Annotated in this window: 18 protein-coding genes, 1 tRNA gene, 2 rRNA genes and 3 pseudogenes; 12 read left to right on the top strand and 12 right to left on the bottom strand. The window is 35.4% G+C overall.

The genetic code is table 11. The features are described 5' to 3' along the window. Positions 1-39: 39 nt before the first annotated feature. The 4 genes from ruvX to NBW39_RS08115 all read right to left on the bottom strand — a co-directional run bounded on the left by ruvX (position 40) and on the right by NBW39_RS08115 (position 4351). Positions 40-507, bottom strand: a complete 468-nt coding sequence (gene ruvX, locus NBW39_RS08130; protein ID WP_250295154.1) for a Holliday junction resolvase RuvX — start codon at positions 505-507, stop codon at positions 40-42. Continuing rightward, on the bottom strand, positions 508-2292 hold the full coding sequence (locus NBW39_RS08125) for a ribonucleoside-diphosphate reductase subunit alpha (RefSeq protein ID WP_250295153.1): 1785 nt from the start codon (positions 2290-2292) through the stop codon (positions 508-510). Positions 2293-2350: 58 nt separating this feature from the next. Beyond that, complete coding sequence (locus NBW39_RS08120) at positions 2351-3427, bottom strand: class I SAM-dependent DNA methyltransferase (protein ID WP_250295152.1); 1077 nt, start codon at positions 3425-3427, stop codon at positions 2351-2353. Between the two features lie 131 nt (positions 3428-3558). Next, a protein-coding gene (locus NBW39_RS08115) for an IS5 family transposase (protein ID WP_250294670.1) occupies positions 3559-4351 on the bottom strand; the annotation gives its coding sequence in 2 pieces (ribosomal slippage) (positions 3559-4086 and positions 4088-4351; 792 coding nt in all). Positions 4352-4628: 277 nt separating this feature from the next. On the opposite strand from NBW39_RS08115, the gene NBW39_RS08110 reads away from it, so the two are divergent. Together NBW39_RS08110 and rrf are read left to right on the top strand one after the other, a co-directional pair. After that, positions 4629-7395 (top strand): 23S ribosomal RNA (locus NBW39_RS08110). Positions 7396-7461: 66 nt separating this feature from the next. Then, positions 7462-7568: ribosomal RNA gene (gene rrf, locus NBW39_RS08105) — 5S ribosomal RNA — on the top strand. Between the two features lie 16 nt (positions 7569-7584). Here rrf and NBW39_RS08100 read toward each other — a convergent pair. The 3 genes and pseudogenes from NBW39_RS08100 to rpmH all read right to left on the bottom strand — a co-directional run bounded on the left by NBW39_RS08100 (position 7585) and on the right by rpmH (position 8372). Continuing rightward, the gene (locus NBW39_RS08100; protein ID WP_250295151.1) at positions 7585-7803 is read right to left on the bottom strand and encodes a hypothetical protein; all 219 of its coding nucleotides are present in this window, start codon (positions 7801-7803) and stop codon (positions 7585-7587) included. A gap of 91 nt (positions 7804-7894) precedes the next feature. Further along, a pseudogene (gene rnpA / locus NBW39_RS08095) lies at positions 7895-8170 on the bottom strand (ribonuclease P protein component); the annotation flags it as partial. Between the two features lie 67 nt (positions 8171-8237). Next, the gene (rpmH, locus tag NBW39_RS08090) at positions 8238-8372 is read right to left on the bottom strand and encodes a 50S ribosomal protein L34 (protein WP_006279898.1); all 135 of its coding nucleotides are present in this window, start codon (positions 8370-8372) and stop codon (positions 8238-8240) included. A 106-nt stretch (positions 8373-8478) separates the two neighbouring features. On the opposite strand from rpmH, the gene pstC reads away from it, so the two are divergent. From pstC to NBW39_RS08070, 4 genes are all read left to right on the top strand, one after another. Further along, complete coding sequence (gene pstC / locus NBW39_RS08085) at positions 8479-9567, top strand: phosphate ABC transporter permease subunit PstC (RefSeq protein ID WP_250295801.1); 1089 nt, start codon at positions 8479-8481, stop codon at positions 9565-9567. A gap of 101 nt (positions 9568-9668) precedes the next feature. Then, positions 9669-11096, top strand: a complete 1428-nt coding sequence (atpD, locus tag NBW39_RS08080) for a F0F1 ATP synthase subunit beta (protein ID WP_250295800.1) — start codon at positions 9669-9671, stop codon at positions 11094-11096. Positions 11097-11108: 12 nt separating this feature from the next. After that, positions 11109-11453, top strand: coding sequence for a F0F1 ATP synthase subunit epsilon (locus tag NBW39_RS08075; protein WP_250295150.1), 345 nt, complete (start codon positions 11109-11111; stop codon positions 11451-11453). A gap of 302 nt (positions 11454-11755) precedes the next feature. Then, positions 11756-12628 (top strand): IS982 family transposase, encoded by an 873-nt coding sequence (locus NBW39_RS08070; RefSeq protein ID WP_250294632.1) that lies wholly within the window; start codon positions 11756-11758, stop codon positions 12626-12628. Positions 12629-12683: 55 nt separating this feature from the next. On the opposite strand, the gene recO is transcribed toward NBW39_RS08070, so the two are convergent. After that, positions 12684-13406 (bottom strand): DNA repair protein RecO, encoded by a 723-nt coding sequence (recO, locus tag NBW39_RS08065; protein WP_250295149.1) that lies wholly within the window; start codon positions 13404-13406, stop codon positions 12684-12686. A 150-nt stretch (positions 13407-13556) separates the two neighbouring features. Between recO and NBW39_RS08060 the strand changes: the two genes are divergently transcribed. Then, the gene (locus NBW39_RS08060; RefSeq protein ID WP_250295148.1) at positions 13557-14177 is read left to right on the top strand and encodes a hypothetical protein; all 621 of its coding nucleotides are present in this window, start codon (positions 13557-13559) and stop codon (positions 14175-14177) included. A gap of 79 nt (positions 14178-14256) precedes the next feature. On the opposite strand, the gene NBW39_RS08055 is transcribed toward NBW39_RS08060, so the two are convergent. Then, a complete protein-coding gene (locus tag NBW39_RS08055; protein ID WP_370273642.1) occupies positions 14257-14595 on the bottom strand; it encodes an outer membrane protein assembly factor BamE in 339 nt (112 codons plus the stop codon). Positions 14596-14726: 131 nt separating this feature from the next. Here NBW39_RS08055 and NBW39_RS08050 point away from each other — a divergent pair, with 131 nt between their 5' ends. After that, positions 14727-15716, top strand: coding sequence for a ribonucleotide-diphosphate reductase subunit beta (locus NBW39_RS08050; RefSeq protein WP_250295146.1), 990 nt, complete (start codon positions 14727-14729; stop codon positions 15714-15716). Between the two features lie 211 nt (positions 15717-15927). On the opposite strand, the pseudogene NBW39_RS09065 reads toward NBW39_RS08050, so the two are convergent. Further along, positions 15928-16084: pseudogene (locus tag NBW39_RS09065) on the bottom strand (IS66 family transposase); the annotation flags it as partial. 96 nt (positions 16085-16180) lie between these two features. Between NBW39_RS09065 and NBW39_RS09270 the strand changes: the two are divergent. Both NBW39_RS09270 and NBW39_RS08035 read left to right on the top strand, forming a co-directional pair. Next, positions 16181-17059 (top strand): annotated as a pseudogene (locus tag NBW39_RS09270) (IS5 family transposase). Positions 17060-17107: 48 nt separating this feature from the next. Then, positions 17108-17269 (top strand): hypothetical protein, encoded by a 162-nt coding sequence (locus NBW39_RS08035; protein WP_250295145.1) that lies wholly within the window; start codon positions 17108-17110, stop codon positions 17267-17269. A gap of 159 nt (positions 17270-17428) precedes the next feature. Here NBW39_RS08035 and NBW39_RS08030 read toward each other — a convergent pair whose 3' ends face one another. Both NBW39_RS08030 and NBW39_RS08025 read right to left on the bottom strand, forming a co-directional pair. Beyond that, on the bottom strand, positions 17429-18124 hold the full coding sequence (locus tag NBW39_RS08030; RefSeq protein ID WP_250295144.1) for a hypothetical protein: 696 nt from the start codon (positions 18122-18124) through the stop codon (positions 17429-17431). Positions 18125-18485: 361 nt separating this feature from the next. Next, the gene (locus NBW39_RS08025; protein ID WP_250295143.1) at positions 18486-21845 is read right to left on the bottom strand and encodes a peptidase M2; all 3360 of its coding nucleotides are present in this window, start codon (positions 21843-21845) and stop codon (positions 18486-18488) included. A gap of 243 nt (positions 21846-22088) precedes the next feature. On the opposite strand from NBW39_RS08025, the gene NBW39_RS08020 reads away from it, so the two are divergent. Together NBW39_RS08020 and NBW39_RS08015 are read left to right on the top strand one after the other, a co-directional pair. Then, a tRNA-Val gene (locus tag NBW39_RS08020) sits at positions 22089-22161 on the top strand. Positions 22162-22187: 26 nt separating this feature from the next. Continuing rightward, positions 22188-23084, top strand: a complete 897-nt coding sequence (locus tag NBW39_RS08015; RefSeq protein ID WP_250295142.1) for a cation diffusion facilitator family transporter — start codon at positions 22188-22190, stop codon at positions 23082-23084. The last annotated feature ends 231 nt before the right edge of the window (positions 23085-23315 follow it).

Here is a 23315-nt window from a genome sequence, read left to right as displayed (position 1 = left end):
ATATGAGATTCAGTTTGAAGATTTCCAGATCTGGAAAAACTATTTGATTGTATTTATTTTGTCTAACGTTCGTTGTAAAATGATACATGCGGAGATTTTATCATCTATTTTTTTCGATTTTGTGATTGATATTCCAGTAATTTTTAGTGTATGAGTTGCGATAGATGTTGAGAAGCTTTCGTCTTGTAAGTATATATGTACTTTATATTTTTTTATTATTTTATTTGCGAATTGGATTATGGTTTTACACCATTTAGTTTCTTGCTCGTCCATTTTTAATGGTAGTCCTATTACCATTGATCCAGCTTCATTTTCTTTAAATATTCTATGCAAATAACCTAAATCTTTGCTCATATTTTTTCTATAATATACACTATGAGCTGTAGCTATAAGCTGTGTTTTATCGCTAAACGCTATGCCTATTTGTTTTTCTCCCATGTCAAGGCACATTATGCGCTTATCTTTTGGAATAGACTTTAGAAACTCATCTGGATTTTTATGTAGCATCTATTGGCATGACAAACATTCATCGTAGTCAATATCTGTTTTTTGTTGCAATATTTCACTTTTTTTGAATATGTCATGCGAGACCTTATCGGCTCTCTGCATTGATTGTGATCTGCAGTAATATAAGCTCTTCAATCCTTTTTTCCAAGCAAGCATGTGTATTTTGTGCAAGTAACGTTTATGTATGTTGGCAGGTAAGAACAGATTTACTGATTGAGATTGACAAATATACGAAGTTCTATCACTTGCATGTTCTATAATCCATCTTTGGTCAAGCTCGTACGCTGTTTTAAATGTCAATTTTTCATGCTCACTAAGAAAATCTAAATGCTGAACGGAACCCTCGTTTGTTGAAATTGAAGACCATATTTTATCATTGTCTTGATTTTTTTCTGCTAATAGTTTTTGCAAGAATTTATTTCGCACTACAAATGAGCCTGTAAGTGTCTTTTGTATGAATACGTTTGCTGCATATGGTTCTATTCCAGGAGAGGTATTACCTGCAATAATGGAGATCGAGGCAGTAGGAGCAATAGCGAGCTTGTGTGTAAATCTTTCCATTAGATCAACTTCTTTGGCATCAGGACATGCCCCCTTTTCTTCTGCTAATTTTTTAGAAACTATATCTGCTTGCTCGCGTAAATACTTAAATATTTTTTTATTCCATTGTTGTGCTGTTACTGATTCAAAAGGAACCATTTTGCTTTGTAAAAATGAGTGAAAGCCCATCACGCCAAAACCAATACTGCGTTCTCTTATTGCAGAATATTTTGCTCGCTGCATTTCACTTGGCGCTTTATTTATGAAATCTTCCAATACATTGTCAAGAAAGCGCATTATATCTTCTATGAAGAGTTTATTGTCTTTCCATTCTTCGTAGTACTCAAGGTTTACGGATGATAGACAACACACAGCAGTGCGTGACTTATTCAGGTGATCATAACCTGTAGTTAAAGTTATTTCACTGCATAGATTTGACATCTTGATATCTAAGTTGAGCTTTTTGTAAGATTCTGGCTTATTGTTATTTGTTGCATCAAGGAAAATAATGTAAGGTTCTCCAGTTTCAACTCTTGCTGTTAATATTTTGACCCATATGTCGCGTGCTTTTACGGTTGAAATAACCTTATTATTATGAGGGCTTATTAGATTCCATTCTTGGTCATTCTCAACAGCTTGCATAAATTTATCTGTTACTATTACAGCATGATGTATATTTAATGCTTTGCGATTTGGGTCACCGCCTGTTGGCTTGCGTAAATCCAGAAACTCTTCTATCTCCGGATGAAATACAGGAAGATAGACTGCTGAACTTCCTCGCCTTAAGGATCCCTGACTAATTGCAAGCGTTAGAGCATTTTGCACTACAATAAATGGAACAATTCCTGATGTTTTGCCGCTACCTTTTACACTTTCGCCAATTGAACGTAGATTTCCCCAATAACTACCTATGCCTCCACCACGTGCAGCTAGCCAAACATTTTCATTCCATAAATCAACTATTCCCTGCAAGCTGTCTTCAGTTTCATTAAGAAAGCAAGAAATAGGTAATCCTCTCTTAGTGCCACCATTACTAAGTATTGGTGTTGAAGGCATGAACCACAAGTTGCTCATGTAGTCATAAAGACGCTGCGCATGTTCTTTATTATCAGAATAGTAATTACCAATACGTGCAAAGAGGTCTTGATAACTTTCATTTTCTATTAAATACCTGTCTGATAGAACTGCTTTTCCAAAATCGGTTAATTTGCTATCCTTTGCATAATTAATAGTAATGTTATTCATAAAGTTCCTTTTATTCTTTTATTACATATAGATACTTAAAAGCCACTTTGAGCGATTTTTAAGTGAGGTTTTTCAGATTTTTTTGTTGATGCTGTAATGCAAACAAGATACCGTCAACCTGACTGCCATATATTTTACAGTAACTCATATAACTTATCTGCATATTTATTTCTTTTGCAACATGTTGAACATAACTTTCTGAGTGACGAAAATAGTCTCCTTTGTTTACAAAGTCAATACCTTCACCTTCCTTTCTTCTTATTAAACATACGATAACTCCTTTTTTACTTATAAATCTTTTTGCTAATTCCAATTCTTCTTGAAAATTATATAGATAATGTAGCACTTCAGCAAAGATAATTACATCATACTTCTGGTTTTTCTCTTGTTTAAGAAACTCTTTCATTTCCATATGTATTAATTCATTGTAAACAGGCTTACCTTGTATAAAGCATCCTCTTGCTATATTTAGCATTCTACTTGAAATGTCAATTCCTGTTATGTGGCTTTCAGTACTATTTATTTTCAAGAAGTGACCACATATTCCAGTCCCACAACCAAGGTCAAGTATATTGAGCTTAGAAGTGGAGTTGTTGAAGATTTTTGTAATTATCATGTGTACAAGTTCATGCCCTCTATATTGTTTAGCAATCAACCAATGCTCAACAAAATATTCACCTGTGTAATCAAAATATTGTCTTATGAGGTTTTTTGGCAATTCTGTAATAGGCGCTGAGTTTGTCATTTTTTTTACATAGTAAGACGCCTCCTCGTGGTCACTATCTAATTTTAGCGTCTTTGTTAAATAATTATAAGCTTTGTTAGTATTCCCTACCGCAAAATGACACCTTCCGATGTTATACCAGACTATAGGTAAATGGGGGTAAAATATGCTAATCAACCAAAATCGTAACTTTGCATCTGATATGCTACCTTTATAAAAGTGATATAAACCGATTTCAATGTTGGTATTTAACAGGTTTTTAGATTTTTCAAGAAGCATTATCATTTCTTTATGGAGAGTATTGTATTTATTCACAATGAAATGTTTTACTTTCTTAATATTTAATACGCCAATGAGCTTAGACATACAATTTAAAGCAACGTTTTTTATAAAAGAGAGATTACTTTTCATACATTAGAAATACTCCGAATGTTCATTATCATTTTTAGGCAATTGATTTTAACACATTTTATCTTACAAAATATCTTTTTCATTAATTTTTACTGTATATATAAGTTTACCGCATATTTCTCAGAACCTGTTCATAATCTTTTAAGGAGTAAAGAAGTGAAAGCAAGAACGACCATTTGTAAGCTAGTGTTGAGTTTCCGCTCGCAATTTTTCCACAAACGCCTACATTTTTCCAACCAAGCAAAAGAGCGCTCAACAACCCATCTCTTTGGCAGTACAACAAAGGTGTGTAATTCACTTCGCTTTATTACTTCGACCGTCGAACCAATAGTTGCTTTTATTTGTGTTGCAAAATTTTCTCCAGTGTAGCCTGCATCAACAAGTATATTTTTAACTTCAGAGAGTTTTTCTTTAGCATTTTCGACCATTTTCATGGCACTGCTGCGGTCGGTTGCTTCTGCCGTTGTTACATAAATCGCGTGTGGTAAACCTTGTGTATCTACTGCAATATGGCGCTTTATTCCTGAAATTTTTTTACCTGCATCGTAGCCCTTATTTTCAGCAGTATCTGCATTTTTTACGCTCTGAGCATCAATTATACAAAAACTAGTTCTTTCTTTCCGACCATTGCTGATACGTGTCTCTCCAACTAATTTTTTTTAATACACGCTCCAAAGTACTTTCTGTATCTTCGCTTGGTTTTTCACTCCATTTTTTAAAATATTCGTAACAACTTCGCCATTTTGGAAAATCTTTTGGCAGCATTCTCCACTGACAGGCACTTTTTAGGACGTACAGCACTGCACAAAATACATCATACAAATCAAGTTTTCTTGGTTTTGTTTTCTTCCTACTACTCTCCAGAATTGATCTGATTTTTTCAAATTGTTCTCGACTTATGTCACTTGGGTATAAATTTCTCATATATCCTTATTCATATACATCATCTCATAGTTTATCACTTTTTTGAGATTATGAACAGGTTCTCAGATTATACTGTTTAGGATTGCTAGTATATTGTTGTTGATAATATAAGTAAATGTTTTGTGCAAAAAGGCGTTGACATATTATTTGTTAGGTTATAATATATAAAAGATTAGTTTAATTTTTAGATGTTTGACAAGTTTTATGGTAGAGATTAATTTAATCTCAATTCAATTTTAATAATATTTAACTCTGCATATTCTGCATATAGTCGGATAAATAAATTATTAAGAGCACTTGATGGATGCCTTGGCGTTAAGAGGCGATGAAGGACGTGGCAGGCTGCGATAAGCTGTGGGGAATTGTCAACAAATTTTGATCCGCAGATTTCCGAATGGGCAAACCCAACTAGTTTAGCTAGTTATTACGTACTAAGTATGTAAAGCAAACTTGGTGAACTGAAATATCTAAGTAGCCAAAGGAAAAGAAATCAACCGAGATTCTGTTAGTAGTGACGAGCGAAAGCGGAAAAGGCTAGTGATTTAAGAATAAGAATTAGAATACTCTGGAAATAGTAACCATAGAAGGTGATAGTCCTGTATAAGTAGAAAGTCTTTTAAATCCTTGAGTAGAGCGGGGCACGTGAAATCCTGTTTGAATATGGGGGGACCATCCTCCAAGCCTAAATACTCCTTAACGACCGATAGTGAACAAGTACCGTGAGGGAAAGGTGAAAAGAACCCCGGGAGGGGAGTGAAATAGAATCTGAAATCAAGTGCTTACAAACAGTTGGAGCTCTATATCAATTTATTGATATTTAGAGTGACAGCGTACCTTTTGCATAATGGGTCAGCGAGTTAATCTATGAAGCAAGCTTAAGCCGTTAGGTGTAGGCGTAGCGAAAGCAAGTCTGAATAGGGCGTTTTAGTTTTATGGATTAGACCCGAAACCAAGTGATCTAGTCATGACCAGATTGAAGGTGTGGTAAAACACACTGGAGGATCGAACCAGTTAATGTTGCAACATTATTGGATGAGTTGTGATTAGGGGTGAAAGGCCAATCAAACTTGGAAATAGCTGGTTCTCCGCGAAATCTATTTAGGTAGAGCGTTGTATGTATGTTGTTGGGGGTAGAGCACTGGATAGACTAGGGGGATTCACCGTCTTACCAAATCTAACTAAACTCCGAATACCAACAATTAATTATACAGCAGGCACACTACGGGTGCTAAGTCCGTGGTGGAAAGGGAAACAACCCAGATCACTATCTAAGGTCCCAAAATTACAGCTAAGTGGGGAAGGAAGTAGAAAAACCATTACAGCTAGGAGGTTGGCTTGGAAGCAGCCATCCTTTAAAGAAAGCGTAACAGCTCACTTGTCTAAATAAGTTTTTCTGCGCCGAAAATGTACCGGGGCTAAAGCTGTATACCGAAGATGTGAGTGCTTATTGATTTCGATTAATAGGCGCGGTAGCGGAGCGTTCCGTAAGTCTGTGAAGGTGGTTTGTGAAAACTGCTGGAGATATCGGAAGTGAGAATGCTGACATAAGTAGCGTAAAAGAGTGTGAAAAACACTCTCACCAAAAATCTAAGGGTTCCTACGTTAAGTTAATCTGCGTAGGGTTAGTCGGTTCCTAAGGCGAGTCCGTAAAGGAGTAGTCGATGGCAATTAGGTTAATATTCCTAAACCTCTTAAGTGTGACGGGTTTCGTATTTGTATAGATCTTATTGGATTGATCTATGCTTAAAAGAAGCTCCAGGAAATAGCACTTATATTTATGAGGCCGTACCGCAAACCGACACTGGTGGATGAGTAGAGTATACTAAGGTGTTGAAAGAATGATGTTGAAGGAACTCGGCAAATTATACCTGTAACTTCGGAAGAATGGTAACCTGCTTTTAGGCAACTATGAGTAGGTGGCACAAAATAGGGAGTAGCGACTGTTTACTAAAAACACAGGACTCTGCAAACACGTAAGTGGAAGTATAGGGTCTGACGCCTGCCCGGTGCTGGAAGGTTAATAGGAAGGGTGCAAGCTCCGAATTGAAGCCCCAGTAAACGGCGGCCGTAACACTGACGGTCCTAAGGTAGCGAAATTCCTTGTCGGGTAAGTTCCGACCCGCACGAATGGCGTAACGATTTCTCCACTGTCTCCAACATCACTTCAGCGAAATTGAATTCCCCGTGCAGATGCGGGGTACCCGCGGTTAGACGAAGAGACCCCGTGCACCTTTACTATAGCTTTACATTGCTATTAAAAGTGTGATGTGCAGGATAGGTGGGAGACTTTGAAGTTATGGCGCTAGCTATAATGGAGTCAACCTTGAGATACCACCCTTTACACTTTTGATATCTAACTATGTTTCATTATCTGGAACTAGGACATTGTATGGTGGGTAGTTTGACTGGGGCGGTCGCCTCCTAAAAAGTAACGGAGGCGTGCGAAGGTAAGCTAGAGCTGGTCGGAAATCAGCTTGATAGTATAATGGCATAAGCTTGCCTGACTGCGAGGCTGACAAGCCAAGCAGAGACGAAAGTCGGTCATAGTGATCCGGTGATTCTGTATGGAAGGGTCATCGCTCAACGGATAAAAGGTACGCCGGGGATAACAGGCTGATGGTGTTCGAGCGTTCATAGCGACGACACCGTTTGGCACCTCGATGTCGACTCATCACATCCTGGGGCTGAAGAAGGTCCCAAGGGTTCGGCTGTTCGCCGATTAAAGTGATACGTGAGTTGGGTTTAGAACGTCGTGAGACAGTTCGGTTTCTATCTGCCGTGGGTGAAGGAAATTTGAGAAGGTCTGACTCTAGTACGAGAGGACCGAGATGGATATACCTCTGGTGTACCAGCTGTTATGCCAATAGCATCGCTGGGTGGCTATGTATAGATGGGATAATTGCTGAAAGCATATAAGCAAGAAACCCTCTTCAAAAAGATTTCCCAATTAAGGCCGTGGGAGACTACCACGTTGATAGGCTAGGTGTGGAAGCATGGTAACATGTGAAGCTAACTAGTACTAATAGCCTGATTGATTTATTTGCTTTCTATATGTGTGTATGCAGTGTTAAATATTAAGTTAAAATTGTTAAGTTAGAAATTTTTATTGACTTGGTGGCTATAGCAAAAATGAACCACCCGATCTCATCTCGAACTCGGAAGTGAAACTTTTTAGCGCTGATGGTACTTGAAAAGGGAGAGTAGGTCGCCGCCAAGTTTATAAAAATTTTTTTTTATCGCCTTTTAATAATTCTTTTATTACGAGAAGTCGCTTCTATATTCAAATCTAATAATTGCGGTCCAGGCTTGTTCTTATTCTGCTCTAAGTATTGATTTTGCTCAAATGCTAATTCCCATTGTGTACGATAACTAGATTCTTTATATTCATAAAAATCTTCTTTAACATTATTTATATTGAGATTTTTATCTTGTTCTTTTCTACTCTCTACCATTAAACAACCCACACCTGTTAATTTATTTTAAAAATTTTACTTATGTTATCATAAAAAATATAGTTGTAAATACCTTAATTGAGATTTTTTTTTATTTTATCTTTTTTAAGCAAATAGTTAGATCTTTTTGTAAGTTTTTATAATTTGCTTGCATAATGTTTCTATGAGTTAGTATTATGTAGTAGTGCCCTATATTACTTATATTTAAAATGCTAATTTTAGCAAGCATTCGTAGTTGCCTTTTTATTTTATTTCTTTTTGCTGCTTTTCCGGCTTTTTTACTGATAGCCAGACCTACTCTAATAGTATGAATGTACTTTTCAGGTTCTCTTTCTTTTATAGCGTACAGTGATATATAAAGCCCACGATAAAAAAGACTGTTGAGTGCTAACTTATTTTTGAAAGCAGAGGAAAAATCTTTTTTTTTATACTTACTATGCGCATAATTTGTTACACCCTAATGAACGGCGCCTATTAAGGATTTTTCTTCCAGCTCTTGTTGCCATACGTGAACGAAATCCGTGTCTACGCTTTCTTATCAAATTTTTTGGTTGAAATGTTCTCTTCATTGTTTTTAATTAATATAATTATTTATTTTAAATTATTTTACTTTATTGTCAAATGATGGTGAACTTGTATGACATTTTCGTAGAATAAAATTTGATGTATGGAAAAATGAATTCGGTGATAGTTATACCTGTCCTACTAATCCTTTTATTTTGTCTTAGTAGGTTTCAAGAAGTAAATAAGGTTAAATCTTATCTATATCTTAGTTGTGTATGGATGCTAACTTGGTTGTTAATGCTCTATAATAATTGTTTTGTAACTTTTATTTCTATAGCGTTACTTTTTTTCATGCTTGCTTTTATCTTTAAAAATAAAAGAAATAAGATAATAAAATTTTCGTTATTTGTAGCTTTGGCCATATCATTTTTTATCACTTTATTTATAATGCTATCTATTTTTATTCAATCCATTAATTTTTTTAATAAAGTAACTATTTCAGAATTCTTGTTTTGCTTGAAATGGGGCCACAATGTAGTTACTGTCAATGAAGAGAAGGTAGGATGTTTTGGTATAGCGCCGCTTTTAGTGGGTACATTACTTATAACTATTATAGCAATGTTAGTTGTCGTTCCGCTTGGTTTATTTTCTGCAATATATATTAGTGAATATGCGAGTGAGAAAGTGCGTTATATTGTTAATACAACTTTGCAAGTTTTGTCTGCTATTCCTACGGTTGTATATGGATATTTCGCGGTTGTGTTTTTGTCTTTCTTTATAAAGCAGGTAGCAAATTTTTTTGGTTTAAGTATACACTCAGAAAGTGCCTTAGTTGCCGGTTTATCGATTGGGATAATGATTCTTCCTTTTATTATTTCTTTACTCGAAGATGCCATAAGATCTGTTCCAAAAAGCTTGCGTTATGGCTTTATGGCACTTGGCGCAACTCCAGCGGAAACTATATGGCATATAACAATACCTTATGCAATGCCTACAATTTTAAGTGCAATTTTATTGTCAATTTCAAGAGTGATAGGTGAAACAATGATTGTGCTAATGGCTGTGGGAATCAACGCAAATTTGACTTTTAACCCTCTTAATTCAGTTACTACCATTACCGTGCAGATCGCTACACTACTTACCGGAGATCAGGATTTCAATAGTGTACAAACTCTTGCTGCTTATGCGCTTAGTTTAGTATTGTTTATTATTACTTGGCTATTAAATGCATTTGCATTGTTTGTAATGAAGCGTAACTAGTAAGCGTTTTAATGTTGCAAAATTTCTATTAATAATATAAGATTTATTTTTTTTAGAAGTTTTTTTATGGAATTATAGTGTTAGGTGATAAAAATAAAGAGATGAATATAGGTAGAGCGATTAAGGTAACTCAAGCAGTTGTTGATATAAAATTTGAAGGTGAATTGCCTAAAATATTTAATGCTTTAAAAAGCAAACTAAAATATAAGAATAAGGAGCTGGTTTTAGAAGTTTCGCAGCATATAGGTGACAATATAGTTCGTTGTATTGCTATGGATAGCACAGATGGCATGTCAAGGGGGGATGAATTTGTTGATACAGGTGCACCAATATCGGTGCCAATTGGGCGTTCAACTTTAGGGAGGATTTTTAATGTTGTTGGAGAGCTTATAGATGAGTGTGGTCCACTGAAGGGAAAATATAACTTAGAGCCTATACATAGAGCACCTCCAAGTTTTACTGAACAGAGAATACAGGAAGAAGTTTTAGTTACGGGAATAAAAGTTATAGATCTTCTTGCACCTTATCTGAAAGGTGGCAAAATCGGCTTATTTGGTGGAGCTGGTGTTGGTAAAACAGTCCTGATAATGGAATTAATTAATAATATAGCAAAAGCTCATAAAGGATTTTCTGTGTTTGCTGGGGTAGGGGAGAGAACGCGTGAAGGTAACGATCTTTATCACGAGATGATCACTTCAAATGTAATAAATACAAATGAGCATGAAAAATCTCAAGCTGTTTTGGTTTATGGTCAGATGAATGAGCCTCCTGGAGCAAGGGCTAGAGTTGCTTTAACGGCGCTTACTATGGCGGAGTATTTTCGTGACCGTGAAAACCAAGATGTTCTATTTTTTGTAGATAATATCTTCCGTTTCACTCAAGCTGGCTCTGAAATTTCTGCTTTGCTTGGAAGAATACCGTCAGCTGTTGGTTATCAGCCAACCCTTGCAACTGATATGGGTGCAATGCAAGAAAGAATAGCTTCAACAACTTCTGGCTCTATTACTTCTGTGCAAGCTATATATGTTCCTGCGGATGATTTAACTGATCCAGCTCCAGCAACTACATTCTCTCATCTTGATGCCACCACAGTGTTGTCAAGGCAAATAGCTGAAATGGGAATATACCCTGCTGTTGATCCACTTGATTCAACTTCTCAATCTTTATCTGCTGAAATCATTGGTGAAGAACATTATAAGGTAGCTTCTGAGGTGAAACGTATATTGCAAACTTATAAATCACTGCAAGATATTATCGCAATACTTGGTATGGATGAGCTATCTGATGAAGATAAAATTATTGTTGATAGGGCTCGTAAGATTCAAAAATTTCTTTCTCAACCTTTTCACGTTGCAGAAATATTTACTGGCATGCCTGGTAAATTTGTTTCACTTTCTGATACTGTTTCCAGTTTTAAAGGGATTGTTGAAGGCAAATATGATCACTTACCAGAGGCTGCTTTTTATATGGTGGGGAATATAGATGAAGCAATAAAAAAGGCTGAATTAATGCAGGCTGAAGCTAAATAAAAGTTAAAGATTATGAATACTTTTAAAGTGCAATTTTTCTCTCCTGATGATCAAATTTCATTCAGTGGAGTGGTTTCTCTTTCAGTAAATGGGCTCGAAGGGGAGCTTATGATTTTAGCTCACCATGCTCCTTACTTAATTTATTTATTGCCTGGTATGATTACTGTTAAAATGAGTAACCAAACAGAAAAGAAGGTTGTAATTGATAGTGGCGTATTAGAAGTTGCAAATAATAATTGTAGCATTATAACAAGTCAAATTCAGGTTTTTGATCGTGCAATTCATGATGAGAAATCGTTTAAAAATAAGAGAATTAGTATATATTTAAGTTATCTTGATGAGAAGTTTCTTTCTTAGTTATTTTAGGCAAAAAGTCAATTATCATTCAAGTGGCTATAAGATTTTTGTTCAGGGAGCTCTTTTTTTGTCATCCCAGAAACCCCAGGGTGTTATCCAAGTAGTACTTTTTTTGTCATCCAATTTTTCTGTCATCCAGTATTCTCTTCCCTGTCATTTTTCATAATACCATTCTTTTTTCTGGATCCAAGTAGTCAAGCTACTTTTAACCTCAGTTATGGATTAGAAAATAGATAAAAGTATAACTAAGAAGAGGGAAACAGGGTAAACTCGAGTATTTTAGTAATAATAAGAGGTTACACATGAAGAAAGATATTACAGAACTGTACTGTTGCGTCGAGGATTTTTGTCGTGCGGTAGATGATAATTTTGCAAATAGGTTCTTATCAAACGGCAAAAAACCAACCAGAGTACCAGAAATAGCGCACTCAGAAATTCTAACCATAATCCTATTATACCATAAATCACCATGTAAAAACTTCAAGGCTTTTTATCTTTGTTATCTTCAGTTATTCTATAGATCAGAGTTTTCAAAGCTGCCTTCATATCACAGATTTATTGCCTTAAAGCCGCGAGTTTTGTGGTATTTAGCATTACTTTTGCAATGGTTTTGTGAACAAGCAAAAATGACCGGGATTTCCTACATAGATTCTACTTCAATAGCAGTATGCCATCGAAAAAGAATCTCAAGAAATAAGGTTTTCAAAGGATTAGCAGAGTTAGGAAAGAATACTTACGGCTGGTTTTTTGGTTTTAAATTACATGTAGTAATCAATGAAATAGGTGAAATTCAAGGTGTTACGCTAACCAGAGGTAACGTCGATGACAGAAAACCTGTACCAACTCTAACCAAAAAACTAACTGGACTTTTGTTTGGAGATAAGGGCTATATAAAGAAAGAGCTCTTTGAGAAACTATTCGATAGAGGTCTAAAACTCGTCACTAAAGTGAAAAAAGGTATGAAAAATGCACTGATTTCGCTGAAAGAGAAGATTTTACTAGGGAAAAGATCGATTGTTGAAACGGTTTTTGGCTGCCTAAAAAACAAATTTGAACTTGAGCACACTCGGCATAGATCCACAGTAAATTTCTTGGTACATATTTTTTCTACCCTCATTTCTTATTCAATGCAATCGAAAAAGCCCTGTATTTCTCAGCTTTACTTCGTTGGTTAATCCATAACTGGGGTTTTAGGACACCGTCATTCTTTCAAAAAAATGATAACTAAGATTAAAGCGACAACATGAGGTTTCTCAGCTCTGGAAATTTCACGTTTAACTGCAAAAATAGATACTTATTTAAAAAATATCCTGTGACTTTCAGTCCTAACTGAAATTCTTGGAATGAGTAGCTGTTTTGTAGGTTATTATTGTATACATCATGCAACATTTGTGGAAAAGGTAGGAGTTTATCTGCATAATAATCTCCTGCTTTTTTTGACACTGCTCTACCAGTTTTTGGAGAAATAAATTGTAAATTTTCCTTAACACCTGTTACAGCGCATTTGGATAAGTCTAACTTGAATCCCAATTGCGTAAGAAGCAGAAGCTCTAAGTTAAGATAATGGCTTTGCCAAGACTGATTGTTGTGTTTAATTACATCGATGAAATATCGAAAATTATCATACAGTACAGCACAAGGTTCACTCTCTGGAAGCACTTTTTCTAAAATAGAGGAGAAAGAAACAATAGTAATGCTTTTTAACCTATCTTGAAAGAAATGATGGAATGGAGATTCGATTAATTCACACTTAAAAAAACCTAGGTTTTCAGGTAACTTAGCACTCCATTCTGCATGTAATAGATTACTTATTTGAAACTTATAATTGCTATTGTTTGTTAGCTTAGTTAATCCCCTGCGCTTTCCATGATTTTTTGTAAACAGAGAAAGAATTAAGTTTTTATCGCCGTATTTTTTAGCAGCTATAATGATGCCTTCATCTTTCCATCTCATCTAGAGTAATTAACCGTATTGACCGTATGATATTATAGAAATAGTAAAATTAGTACAGCAAAAACTACGTCTTTGAGCTTAAATCAACTAAAATATATTGACTTTATGTGCAATATTAGCTTTAAACCAGTAAAACAAGCTGCTTAACATATGCGTTTTTTCTGTTCTAATTATATTCTTTTTTTGTTTTTATGTTGTTTTTTGCTTTTTTCGTTATCTTCAACAAAAGCCCAAACGAATGATACGTCAGTTGTTCCTATACCACAAAGGAAAAAAGAAATAGTTGAGCACACTGTTGTAGCACAACCGAGGCAAATTATCGAAATGCAAGAAGAAGTCATTATTGACGAGGGTAAAGAATTCATTCCAATTCCAAAAAGAAAAAAAAGTGTAGGGAAAAAACTAAGAAGGGATGTTAGAGAGGCAAAAAATGAAATAGGAAACGAGAAAAGCGTTGAGAGCAAAAAGGATGAATTAGTTGTAACAGAAATTATTAACTCTATAAGAGACAAACTTACAAAATGCTGGAGCATTCCTGAAAGCGTAGCTTACAAAGAAAATTTTAATATAAAAATTAACTTATTATTATCCAGTCAAGGCGAGATAATTATGGCCGATGTAGCAGACAGTGATTCCTATCGAAATAATCCACTTTTTAGGTCGATAGCAGATAACGCAATGCGTGCAGTATATAAATGTAGCCCATTGACTGGCTTGCCTACTCAGCACCATCACATTTGGCGTGAAGTAACACTAGACTTTATTCTATAGCTAAAGTAATTCTATAAGCCGTTGCTTGTCTATGCTGAGGTACCACGAATGAACCGTGTAGGAAGATCTGGGCAAACTTTTAATCAGAAACAGCCAAAGATCTCTCTGAGATGTCAGTTTCTTTTGTATCTGCAACTTTACCGTTCTGATCGAATGAAATTTGCAGAGACTTACTGCTATACTTCCTTTTTCCTAAGAAGTTAGCTTGTTTAATTTTATATGAGACATAGTACCAAACATTGTCATCGAACTTTGATACTAATGTTGGTGATCCTAAAGTGTGAACTATTTTTTCTTTATCATCGCCTACTTTTACTCGGCTCCACAATTCAAAACTAATGCCGGGAACTCCGTGATTGTGAATAGTGTGTGTGCAGCTCACTGTAAATAATAAAATAAAAGATATTAATACTCGCATCTTTGTTGATAAATTACTTGAAGCTATAATACACTAATAAACTATCTGCCGTCAAATTTCAAAAAGTTAAATTGACTGATTCTCAATATTGCTTAATATAACTATTTACTTGAGAAAATAATAGGTGTCTTATGTCATTGTTAAAAGCAGATCCAATATACAAACCTTTTAATTACCCTTGGGCTTATGATGCGTGGCTGCAGCAACAAAGGATACATTGGATACCTGAAGAAGTTCCGCTTGCTGATGACGTGAAGGATTGGAAAACTAAACTTTCAAACGTAGAAAAAAATCTACTAACCCAGATCTTTAGATTTTTTACTCAAGCGGACATTGAAGTAAATAACTGCTACATGAGGCATTATTCAAATATATTTAAACCAACGGAAATATGCATGATGCTCGCAAGCTTTTCCAATATGGAAACCATACACATTGCAGCTTATTCTTATCTTTTAGACACAATTGGCATGCCAGAAAGTGAGTATCAAGCATTTTTAAAGTATGATGCTATGAGAAAGAAGTATGAATACATGTTAGAATTTGAGGAAAGCAAAAAACACGATAAAAAACATGTAGCTAAAACTCTAGCAGTGTTTGGTGCATTTACCGAGGGGTTGCAGTTATTCGCATCGTTTGCAATTTTGCTCAATTTCCAACGCTTTGGAAAAATGAAAGGCATGGGACAAATAATTGCCTGGTCAGCCCGTGATGAAACTTTGCACACCAATTCAATTATTATGTTATTTAATACATTTATTAAAGAGAATAATGAAATTTGGGACGAAGAATTTAAAGAGGAATTATATTCTGCATGCCGCACTATCGTTGAGCTTGAGGACGAATTCATAAAGCTTGCCTTTGATTTCGGAGACGTTGAAGGACTATCCGCAGAAGAAGTGCGCAATTACATACGCTACGTAGCAAACAGACGGTTAATGCAATTAGGTCTTGAGTCCATATATGGTGTCAATGATAATCCTATTCCATGGCTCGATGAAATACTAAATGGCGTTGAACATACGAATTTCTTTGAAAATAGAGTGACAGAATATAGCCGTGCAGCAACTCAAGGCACATGGGAGGAGGCTTTTACTGAAAACGACACGAATAATAAGTGAGTGCTAATTTTACTCTTCTTTGTCATGCAAGTAGCTGACACTGGAATCTAGAAAAAAAGAAGAACCTGTGCCGCTAATTTGATGATGGGCAAGCAGTCCGTTTGATTATGCATATTGATACTCCTATAAAAAATTTGGGTTGTTGAGTTTACCGTTTTTAAAATCCACTAGAATTCTAACAGTTTCTGGTGTATCCGTTCAGCAGAGTGGTTTAAGAAACAATAGATAGGAGATTTTGGAAAGCCCCTTTGTTTCCATGTTAAGTATAATGAAATTATCCGTTCGAGGAATGTGTTTCCTCGCTGTGATTGTGTAAAATATGAGTTTTTACGGTAAACGACATAATGCCGGATTTGCCGTTCAACGTGGTAATGGAATGGCTTTGTTGCATAGCAACCGAAAAAATCTGGCAGTTACTGACAAAATTCATTATAAAATAGCCATTTAACCTTTGAAGAAAAAATATGCCACAAAAAATGAGAGTCAGTAACCATAGCGAATATAACAAATTTCTCCAAGAAAGAGGAAGCATTTTTTGTTATATCAATGACGCTATAGAAAATTGGTACGAGAATTGTCCAAAAATGCAGGGCGGCAACTATATTTATAGTGATAAAGTTGTAATTTTGGTGCATATAATCACCAGTCTCTTTAGAATTGGTTTAAGACAAACAGTCGGATTTATAAAAGGATATTTGCAACAAATAGGAAGAGATTTGCAGCTATTCACAAGCATCAAAAGAAACTTAATATTAAGATAAATGATTGCAGAAAATAACATGGAAGATATCGAAATTGCTATAGACAGTACAGATATACAACAACACTCCTGAAGGAAAATAGCGAAGATAGAAAGTATCGCAGCTATAGAAAATTGCATGTAATGTTGAATATATAGCTGTAAAATACAGTAACGGTCTGATCACTATGGAGCTTGTGATTTGCTTAAAGAAGTTCATGCCATAAAAGCACTATATGCAGATAGGGCATATGATAGGCACAAGTTTTATAAATTGTGTAACGAATATGATATAAAGGCAAAAATTCCACCAATAAACAATGCGGCAGAACATCCAGAAATAGATTATATGTCTGACAGAAATGCTGCTATTAGATTAATAAAATTATACGGTGAAGATGGCGTGAAAGAATGGAAAAAGAAAGTAAATTATGGGAAAAGATCTTATGTAGAAGGTTTTTTCTCGCGACTGAAACAAACATTCTGGTTTAGTTTTCGGAACAAATCTGAGGTTAATCGTGAGAAGGAACTGCGACTCAAGTGTTATTTGCTCAATAAATTCACTGACATTGGTATGCGAAATGGCTACATGAATTTATCGTAAATTACTACCAGTATAAGGTGCGATGCAACAAGGTCATCCCAGACTGGGATGACAGGAGAAGGAAGCACTGGGATGACAAGAAAGGGCTACTCGGATGACAGAAGAAGGAAGCACTGGGATGACAGGAGAAGGAAGCACTGGAATGACAGAAGAAGGGCTACTCGGATAACAAGAGAAGGAGGCTACTGGGATGACACCATCATAAGGTGAAATGAGATCCCAGTGTCACGCACTGGGATGACAAAAAAAGGAGCACTGGGATGACAAGAAAGGGCTACTGGGATGACATAGCGGAGTGTTATCCCAGTCCTTTTTTCCGTCATTCGAGAACCGTATGACGTCATCCAAGTAGCGTGACTACTTGCTGGATTACCAAACCGCAGAAATTGGAGCACTTTCATCTTCTGGAATATCACAGTACGGTTGTGACATTACTCCTCTTACGGCGCCTGGAAAATTTGCATCATTCACGGCAGGATTGATTGCAATAGCATTTGTGAAAGTGGGATTCTTTGCAAATGCATTAGCTATAGCATCAGCATTGGAACCATCGGTTTTAACAAAACTAGTATCTACATCATGTTTAGTGTAAACATCTCTAGAATTAGCTTTGTCAGCTAGAGCAGATGTATCAGCTTTTTTTGCCAATTCATCATCTACATTTTTTTTAGTGTAAACGTCTGCAGTATTAGCTTTATTATTTAGATCAGTTTTCTTAGCAAAAGTAGTACCTATTTTGGTTTCAGAGATTTTGTCACTGCCATCTTTTGCATCGAATATGGCTTCAACAACCTCTTTTTTTGCTACTTCTTCTGCAAGAACTGATTTACCAGCCGTATTACCATCTATAGTAAGTAATTTTCCTAAAGCTGTTGCTAGACCATTTACTGTGTATTCCGTAGGTTGAGGATTACCATGTTTATGGTATATTAATTTAAGATCATTTCCTGTTACGTCTAAAGTATATTTATTACCCGTGTTATCTTGTAAAGTTACAATTTTAACCTGAGTTAAATCTGCTGTTGCTGTTCCTACAACACTTTCAAATTTTAAACCAGCCTCCATATCACTCTCCGTTAATTATAAAAACCATAGGGTGCATGAAAAAAGTATAATTTTCGTTAATGCTAGATTTTACATAAGATTTCCTTGAGGTTTTTTGCTTCAGAGTTCTTCTCTTGTCATTCCAGTCCCCTCTCCTGTCATCCGAGTAGCTGACACTGGGATCTCATTTTTCCATCATCAGAAACGTTGTACTTTAATATAAAACGGCTACTTTTATGCTCATCAACTTAACTAGATTCCAGTGTCAAGCACTGGGATGACAAGAAGGGGGCTACTGGGATGACACCGAAGGAGCTACTTGTTAGCGGCTAAGAGATACCGCGAATGAATCGCGGTATGACGTAGGAAAACCTTTCTTGGGTTAGCTATAGATGTAGGCCGAGTTGTGATCGTGATAAATGTGGTCGCTTGCGCAATCAAACATTTTCACAAAGCCATTCTCTAGATAAAGATTATATTCGTGATGTTGGTCTGATAATACAATATTATCTTGCTCCCCTAAATTGAAATGACTTGAGTCTGACAGCAATTCGTAATTTGGATTATCTATTTTACTAATGCTGCTTATTACCTTGCCATTGCCATTTGATATAGCTAAACTATAACTATCACCATCTTTCATTATCTTGATGGATACCTTATCTTCAGGTAACACTATAAGCTTTTTCGTATCATTATCGTGAATTACAAATTTGCCATCTTTAAAGTAATACTTGTCTTCCTGCAAAGCACCAACCTTATAATCTGATGTATGCAATTTGTTCCAGAAATCTAACACAGATTGCTTTTCCGCTCCTTCTGCTCTATCATAAAAGGCTTTCACATCATTGTAATCTATCGTTACATTTGCCTTATGCTTCCCTTCCGAGAATTGATCAGAGCTCCTTCCTATTTTCAAGATTGTGTCTTTTAACACTACCTGTTCTTGCTCTTTTTCCTCCACTGAAGCTGTTCTTTTCGTTCTTGTTAAACTTTGTGATGGAATTGGCTGATCAGACTGCATTTCGTCTTCTCTCATGACAGTTTGTTCTTTAGCGGCTTGTGCAATAACATTAGTAGTGCTATGAACTTCTGTCTTAGTTTCACTTACCTGCCCTTTTGGACTTTCAATTTGCTTCTCTTTTGTGAATATTCTCTGATAATCCGTGTAGCCTCTATTAGTGTCACCAATATCGCCATCACCTTGATCGAAAGTTATTTTTTTACTTCCATTTCCCATATTCTCAATTTCAACTTGAGGAGAAACAGATGCTAGGAAGTCGTTATAACTGTAGTTATAATCAGCAGAAAAGAATATTTTACCTTTGAAATTATGGAAGTTATTAGATAACATTCCAATTTCTTCATCACCATCAAACAATTTTACCTTAGTGGAATATGTTTGATCTTTTATTCTAACTATTTCACCACTGGAGTTTTTTTGTATGTGGTAATCATTTGGGTCGTACTTTATAGCAAAAAGTTTGCCAGAGCCATATTTCTCTAAGTTTATAAGGCCCACATTTACATGTTTATGGGAATGATCTCCCTTCTCATATTCATGTGCAAATATTGGATCTATGTATCTATATTCATCTGATATATTTGGCATACCTATTGGATGTTCATTCCCATCTTTCGTCACCGGAACAAGCTTATATGCTCCGTCTTTTTCCACTAATTTTAGATGAGTGATACTAGTTGGTAATTGAAATCTTACATTTGTTCCGTGATCATGAATAAATAGATTACCTTTCTCACTAATATAAAAACCCATATTTTTGAATGCATGTAGATTTTCGCCTCCTTGCTTTACAACCGCTTCGTATACATCGTCGTCTGTTCTATCTGTTCCTTTATTATCCAGTAATGTTCCTTTTTCCACGATTACTCCATTTGCCTTTTGCTCATCGGAATATTGTGCATGCTCTGAATCTTGATGATTCAAGATTTTGGTACCTCTAAGAAGCAGAGAATCTAAATCTTTTTGGATGTGTCCAGTGCTAGGATGCAACAACTCATTTTCATGTAAATGCGCCTCATCAAAGTATTCATCACGTTCAACTGTTCTGCCATCTATCAGAGAAGCTTTATAATGACCATTTTCTTTTGTAACTGCCATGTAAGCACCGCCTTCGTATGAAACATTTAAGTTGTGCAATATATCCTCAAAAACGAAAGTTTCTTTGGTTTGGCCTTCAACTTGTTTGAAGAATCCTGATTCACTTAATAATTCTCCAAGCTTTGTATTTCCGTCATATATAGAAAGTGCACCCATATCTCCTTTACCAAGAGCTTTTATAGAGAAAATCTTACCTTCTTGTGAATCAATTGTACCTCTGATCAAGTTTGGATCGATATTGACCAGCCCATCTAATATTTTTGCTGCTTGGGAATTATTTTCAATTTCATCAACAGCTTTGTTTTTTAGTTGATCAAACTTTAAAAATGCTGGTCTGTATTTTGTATTTTCCTCATTACGTAACTCTTCAATAGTAATCTCTCCTTTATGATATTTTTGATACATTTCACCACGTCCTTTATTCAAATTATCAAATTCATCTACCTGATTCTTAATTTCTGTATCATATTTTGATAATATCCTTAAAGCCTGATTTTTATACTCTAGACTGTTTCGGTATTCATTACCTTGTTGGTCAGAGTAAGTTAGTTTATCCTGTCCATCGGAAGTTTTTACTACCTTGAGGAAATGATATTCCTTTGATATATCAAGTGTATCATTTGTTGCCCTATTTATAGCACGAGCAACATCATAAAATGCAACGTGTTCTACAGGAGAAAAACTTCCAACGTTTTCTCCATCCATTTTTTCTATATTTGCTTTATAGTAGGATACGTTTTTAATTTCTCCACCCACTATTTCTTGACCAATTGCTATGAAATCTCCTTTTGTAACTTGCAAAGCGTTGAGATGTTCCATTGCAGTTTCTGTATCATTCTCAGCAAGCCAACTTTTGAAGTCAGTATCGTGTCCTTTTATGTCTTTCAAGAAACTTTTTGACTCATCTGAGTTACCTTGACGTAAAGCATCTAGGTAGTCTCTTAATAAACTAGGATCTTTTTCCTGTAAGTACATTATCAACGCATGACCTGTTTTATAAACCAAGCTATTTGCTTCGCTGTCCTTTGAGTATTCTAAACTTAAAATTTTATCTAAATCCAAATTTGCAGCTTCAGTTTTGTCGATACTTGATCCTTGAGAATTGAATTTATGATCTGAATGATGCTCAAAGTAGTCTGCAATTCCTTCCATTAATACTGTAGGTAAAGATTTGCCTCCTGTAGCCAAGTAAGTTAAACCATGTGCAAATTCATGCTGAAGGTTATGAACGCCACCTTGCTGGTAGACGTACATTTCAGCAAAAACGTCAGCTTTCCCTTTGTAGTAACATTTACCACCTTCGTCTCCAAGGTAAGAACCGAAACGCTCGCTTCCGCCAAGGTGAGTGTAATCATCCTTGTCATCAAACATGTAAATTTTAAATGTTTGTTCTGAACTGCCGCGTTCTAACTCGAATGCGTTTTTAAAATTAGTAGCTGTTTCTCTTATCTCACTTTCAATGTTAGCAACTTTACTTGCTCTTAAATTATGAGAATAAACCTCTACTTTAATATTTAAATCTTTAACTTCTATAACATGTGGCGAATTAAACCCTTTGCCATTATTGTTGAAATATTCTTCTTTAGTTATATTTTTATTTATTTGTTGATTGATTGTCATAATTCTAACCTCTAATTTATTAACTCTTCAAATATAAGGTGATCTCCCTAAAAAAAACGTAAATGCTTGTATTAATATAACTTATATCTTAGTAAAAAAATATAAGTTGTTAATTTTATGTGAAAAATATAGGGTATAGCTGAAGTTCTATACAGCTATATTCCGGAATCACATTGGACAAGGGCAAAAGCAAAGTGGTTTATTGACTTTCATTCCACCAAAGCACTATACTAAAACCACGATGGGTAATTAGCTCAGTTGGTAGAGCACTTGCTTGACGTGCAAGCGGTCGCTGGTTCGAACCCAGTGTTACCCACGTTTTTGTTCATGAAAAGATTTTATATGACAGCAGTGCATAACGGCAAACACTCAGCAGCACAGTCTAAGCGCTTAATCTATTCCATAATAATAGTTGCGATAACAATGTTTATGGAAATAGTAGGTGGAATAATTTCACATTCGCTTGCTCTACTATCAGATGCAGGGCATATGCTCACTGACCTCTTTGCCTTAGTTTTAAGCTGGTTAGCACATAAATTTTCAGCTAAGAAATCTGATCTGCAAAGATCATACGGGTATCATCGGTTGCAGATAATTGCAGCATTTGTTAATGGTTTAACTTTATTCTTCATTGCAGTAATCATTATAATTGAGTCAATAAAAAGATTTATTTTTCCGGTAAATGTTGAGTGGAAAGTAATGTTAGTAATTGCTACACTTGGCCTGATCTCTAATATTATAGTCTTTTTTATATTACATAGTAAATGCGAGAGCAATATAAACATAAAAAGTGCTGTACTACACGTTATAGGAGATATTTTAGGTTCTGTAGCTGCTATACTTGCATCCATAATTATCATGTTTACTGGATGGCAAATGGTGGATCCGATTTTATCGGTATTTGTCAGTGTAATCATTTTGAATAGTGGCTACAAAATTCTAAAGAATTCTTGCCACATACTCCTTGAAGGTACACCTGAGGGTATATCTGCTGAAGAGATAAAAAGTAAGATCACATCAGAATTACCTGAAGTGATAGATGTGCACCACATACATGCATGGTCACTGTCTGATAATTATTTTATAATTACCATGCATGCTAAAATAAAGCAAAATGTGCAGCACACCAATGTTTTATATGAAATAAAAAAAATATTGCTAGATAAGTTCGAAATAGCACACTCTACAGTCGAGATCGAATACGATGAGTGTGCGGATAATAAGATACTTAAACATTGACGTTTTAAATTATTATGCTATTACTAGAGTGTAATGATGTTGAAGGTAAGTTATGATAGGTGTTTCTCAACTACAATTTCCTCGCAGTGGTTCCAGTAAAGTTAGAACTGCTCTCTATTTATATTTTTATTATGCGTTAACTGTAGTAACCATACCTACTTCGATAATAGTTAGCCTGGTATCTATTCTATATGATGCAGAGATTAAAACGTTTCTTGGATATAAAAAAAT

It is taken from the genome of Wolbachia endosymbiont of Oedothorax gibbosus, from assembly GCF_936270435.1.
Taxonomy (GTDB): Bacteria; Pseudomonadota; Alphaproteobacteria; order Rickettsiales; family Anaplasmataceae; genus Wolbachia.
This window is presented reverse-complemented; position numbering and strand designations above follow the sequence as displayed.

What these genes read in the sequence shown, in the direction of transcription:
- ruvX (WP_250295154.1), bottom strand. Translation starts at nt 507, where the DNA reads ATGCTACATAAAAATCCAGATGAGTTTCTAAAGTCTATTCCAAAAGAT.
- NBW39_RS08125 (WP_250295153.1), bottom strand. Translation starts at nt 2,292, where the DNA reads ATGAATAACATTACTATTAATTATGCAAAGGATAGCAAATTAACCGAT.
- NBW39_RS08120 (WP_250295152.1), bottom strand. Translation starts at nt 3,427, where the DNA reads ATGAAAAGTAATCTCTCTTTTATAAAAAACGTTGCTTTAAATTGTATG.
- NBW39_RS08100 (WP_250295151.1), bottom strand. Translation starts at nt 7,803, where the DNA reads ATGGTAGAGAGTAGAAAAGAACAAGATAAAAATCTCAATATAAATAAT.
- rpmH (WP_006279898.1), bottom strand. Translation starts at nt 8,372, where the DNA reads ATGAAGAGAACATTTCAACCAAAAAATTTGATAAGAAAGCGTAGACAC.
- pstC (WP_250295801.1), top strand. Translation starts at nt 8,479, where the DNA reads ATGAATTCGGTGATAGTTATACCTGTCCTACTAATCCTTTTATTTTGT.
- atpD (WP_250295800.1), top strand. Translation starts at nt 9,669, where the DNA reads ATGAATATAGGTAGAGCGATTAAGGTAACTCAAGCAGTTGTTGATATA.
- NBW39_RS08075 (WP_250295150.1), top strand. Translation starts at nt 11,109, where the DNA reads ATGAATACTTTTAAAGTGCAATTTTTCTCTCCTGATGATCAAATTTCA.
- NBW39_RS08070 (WP_250294632.1), top strand. Translation starts at nt 11,756, where the DNA reads ATGAAGAAAGATATTACAGAACTGTACTGTTGCGTCGAGGATTTTTGT.
- recO (WP_250295149.1), bottom strand. Translation starts at nt 13,406, where the DNA reads ATGAGATGGAAAGATGAAGGCATCATTATAGCTGCTAAAAAATACGGC.
- NBW39_RS08060 (WP_250295148.1), top strand. Translation starts at nt 13,557, where the DNA reads ATGCGTTTTTTCTGTTCTAATTATATTCTTTTTTTGTTTTTATGTTGT.
- NBW39_RS08055 (WP_370273642.1), bottom strand. Translation starts at nt 14,595, where the DNA reads ATGCGAGTATTAATATCTTTTATTTTATTATTTACAGTGAGCTGCACA.
- NBW39_RS08050 (WP_250295146.1), top strand. Translation starts at nt 14,727, where the DNA reads ATGTCATTGTTAAAAGCAGATCCAATATACAAACCTTTTAATTACCCT.
- NBW39_RS08035 (WP_250295145.1), top strand. Translation starts at nt 17,108, where the DNA reads ATGACAGGAGAAGGAAGCACTGGGATGACAAGAAAGGGCTACTCGGAT.
- NBW39_RS08030 (WP_250295144.1), bottom strand. Translation starts at nt 18,124, where the DNA reads ATGGAGGCTGGTTTAAAATTTGAAAGTGTTGTAGGAACAGCAACAGCA.
- NBW39_RS08025 (WP_250295143.1), bottom strand. Translation starts at nt 21,845, where the DNA reads ATGACAATCAATCAACAAATAAATAAAAATATAACTAAAGAAGAATAT.
- NBW39_RS08015 (WP_250295142.1), top strand. Translation starts at nt 22,188, where the DNA reads ATGACAGCAGTGCATAACGGCAAACACTCAGCAGCACAGTCTAAGCGC.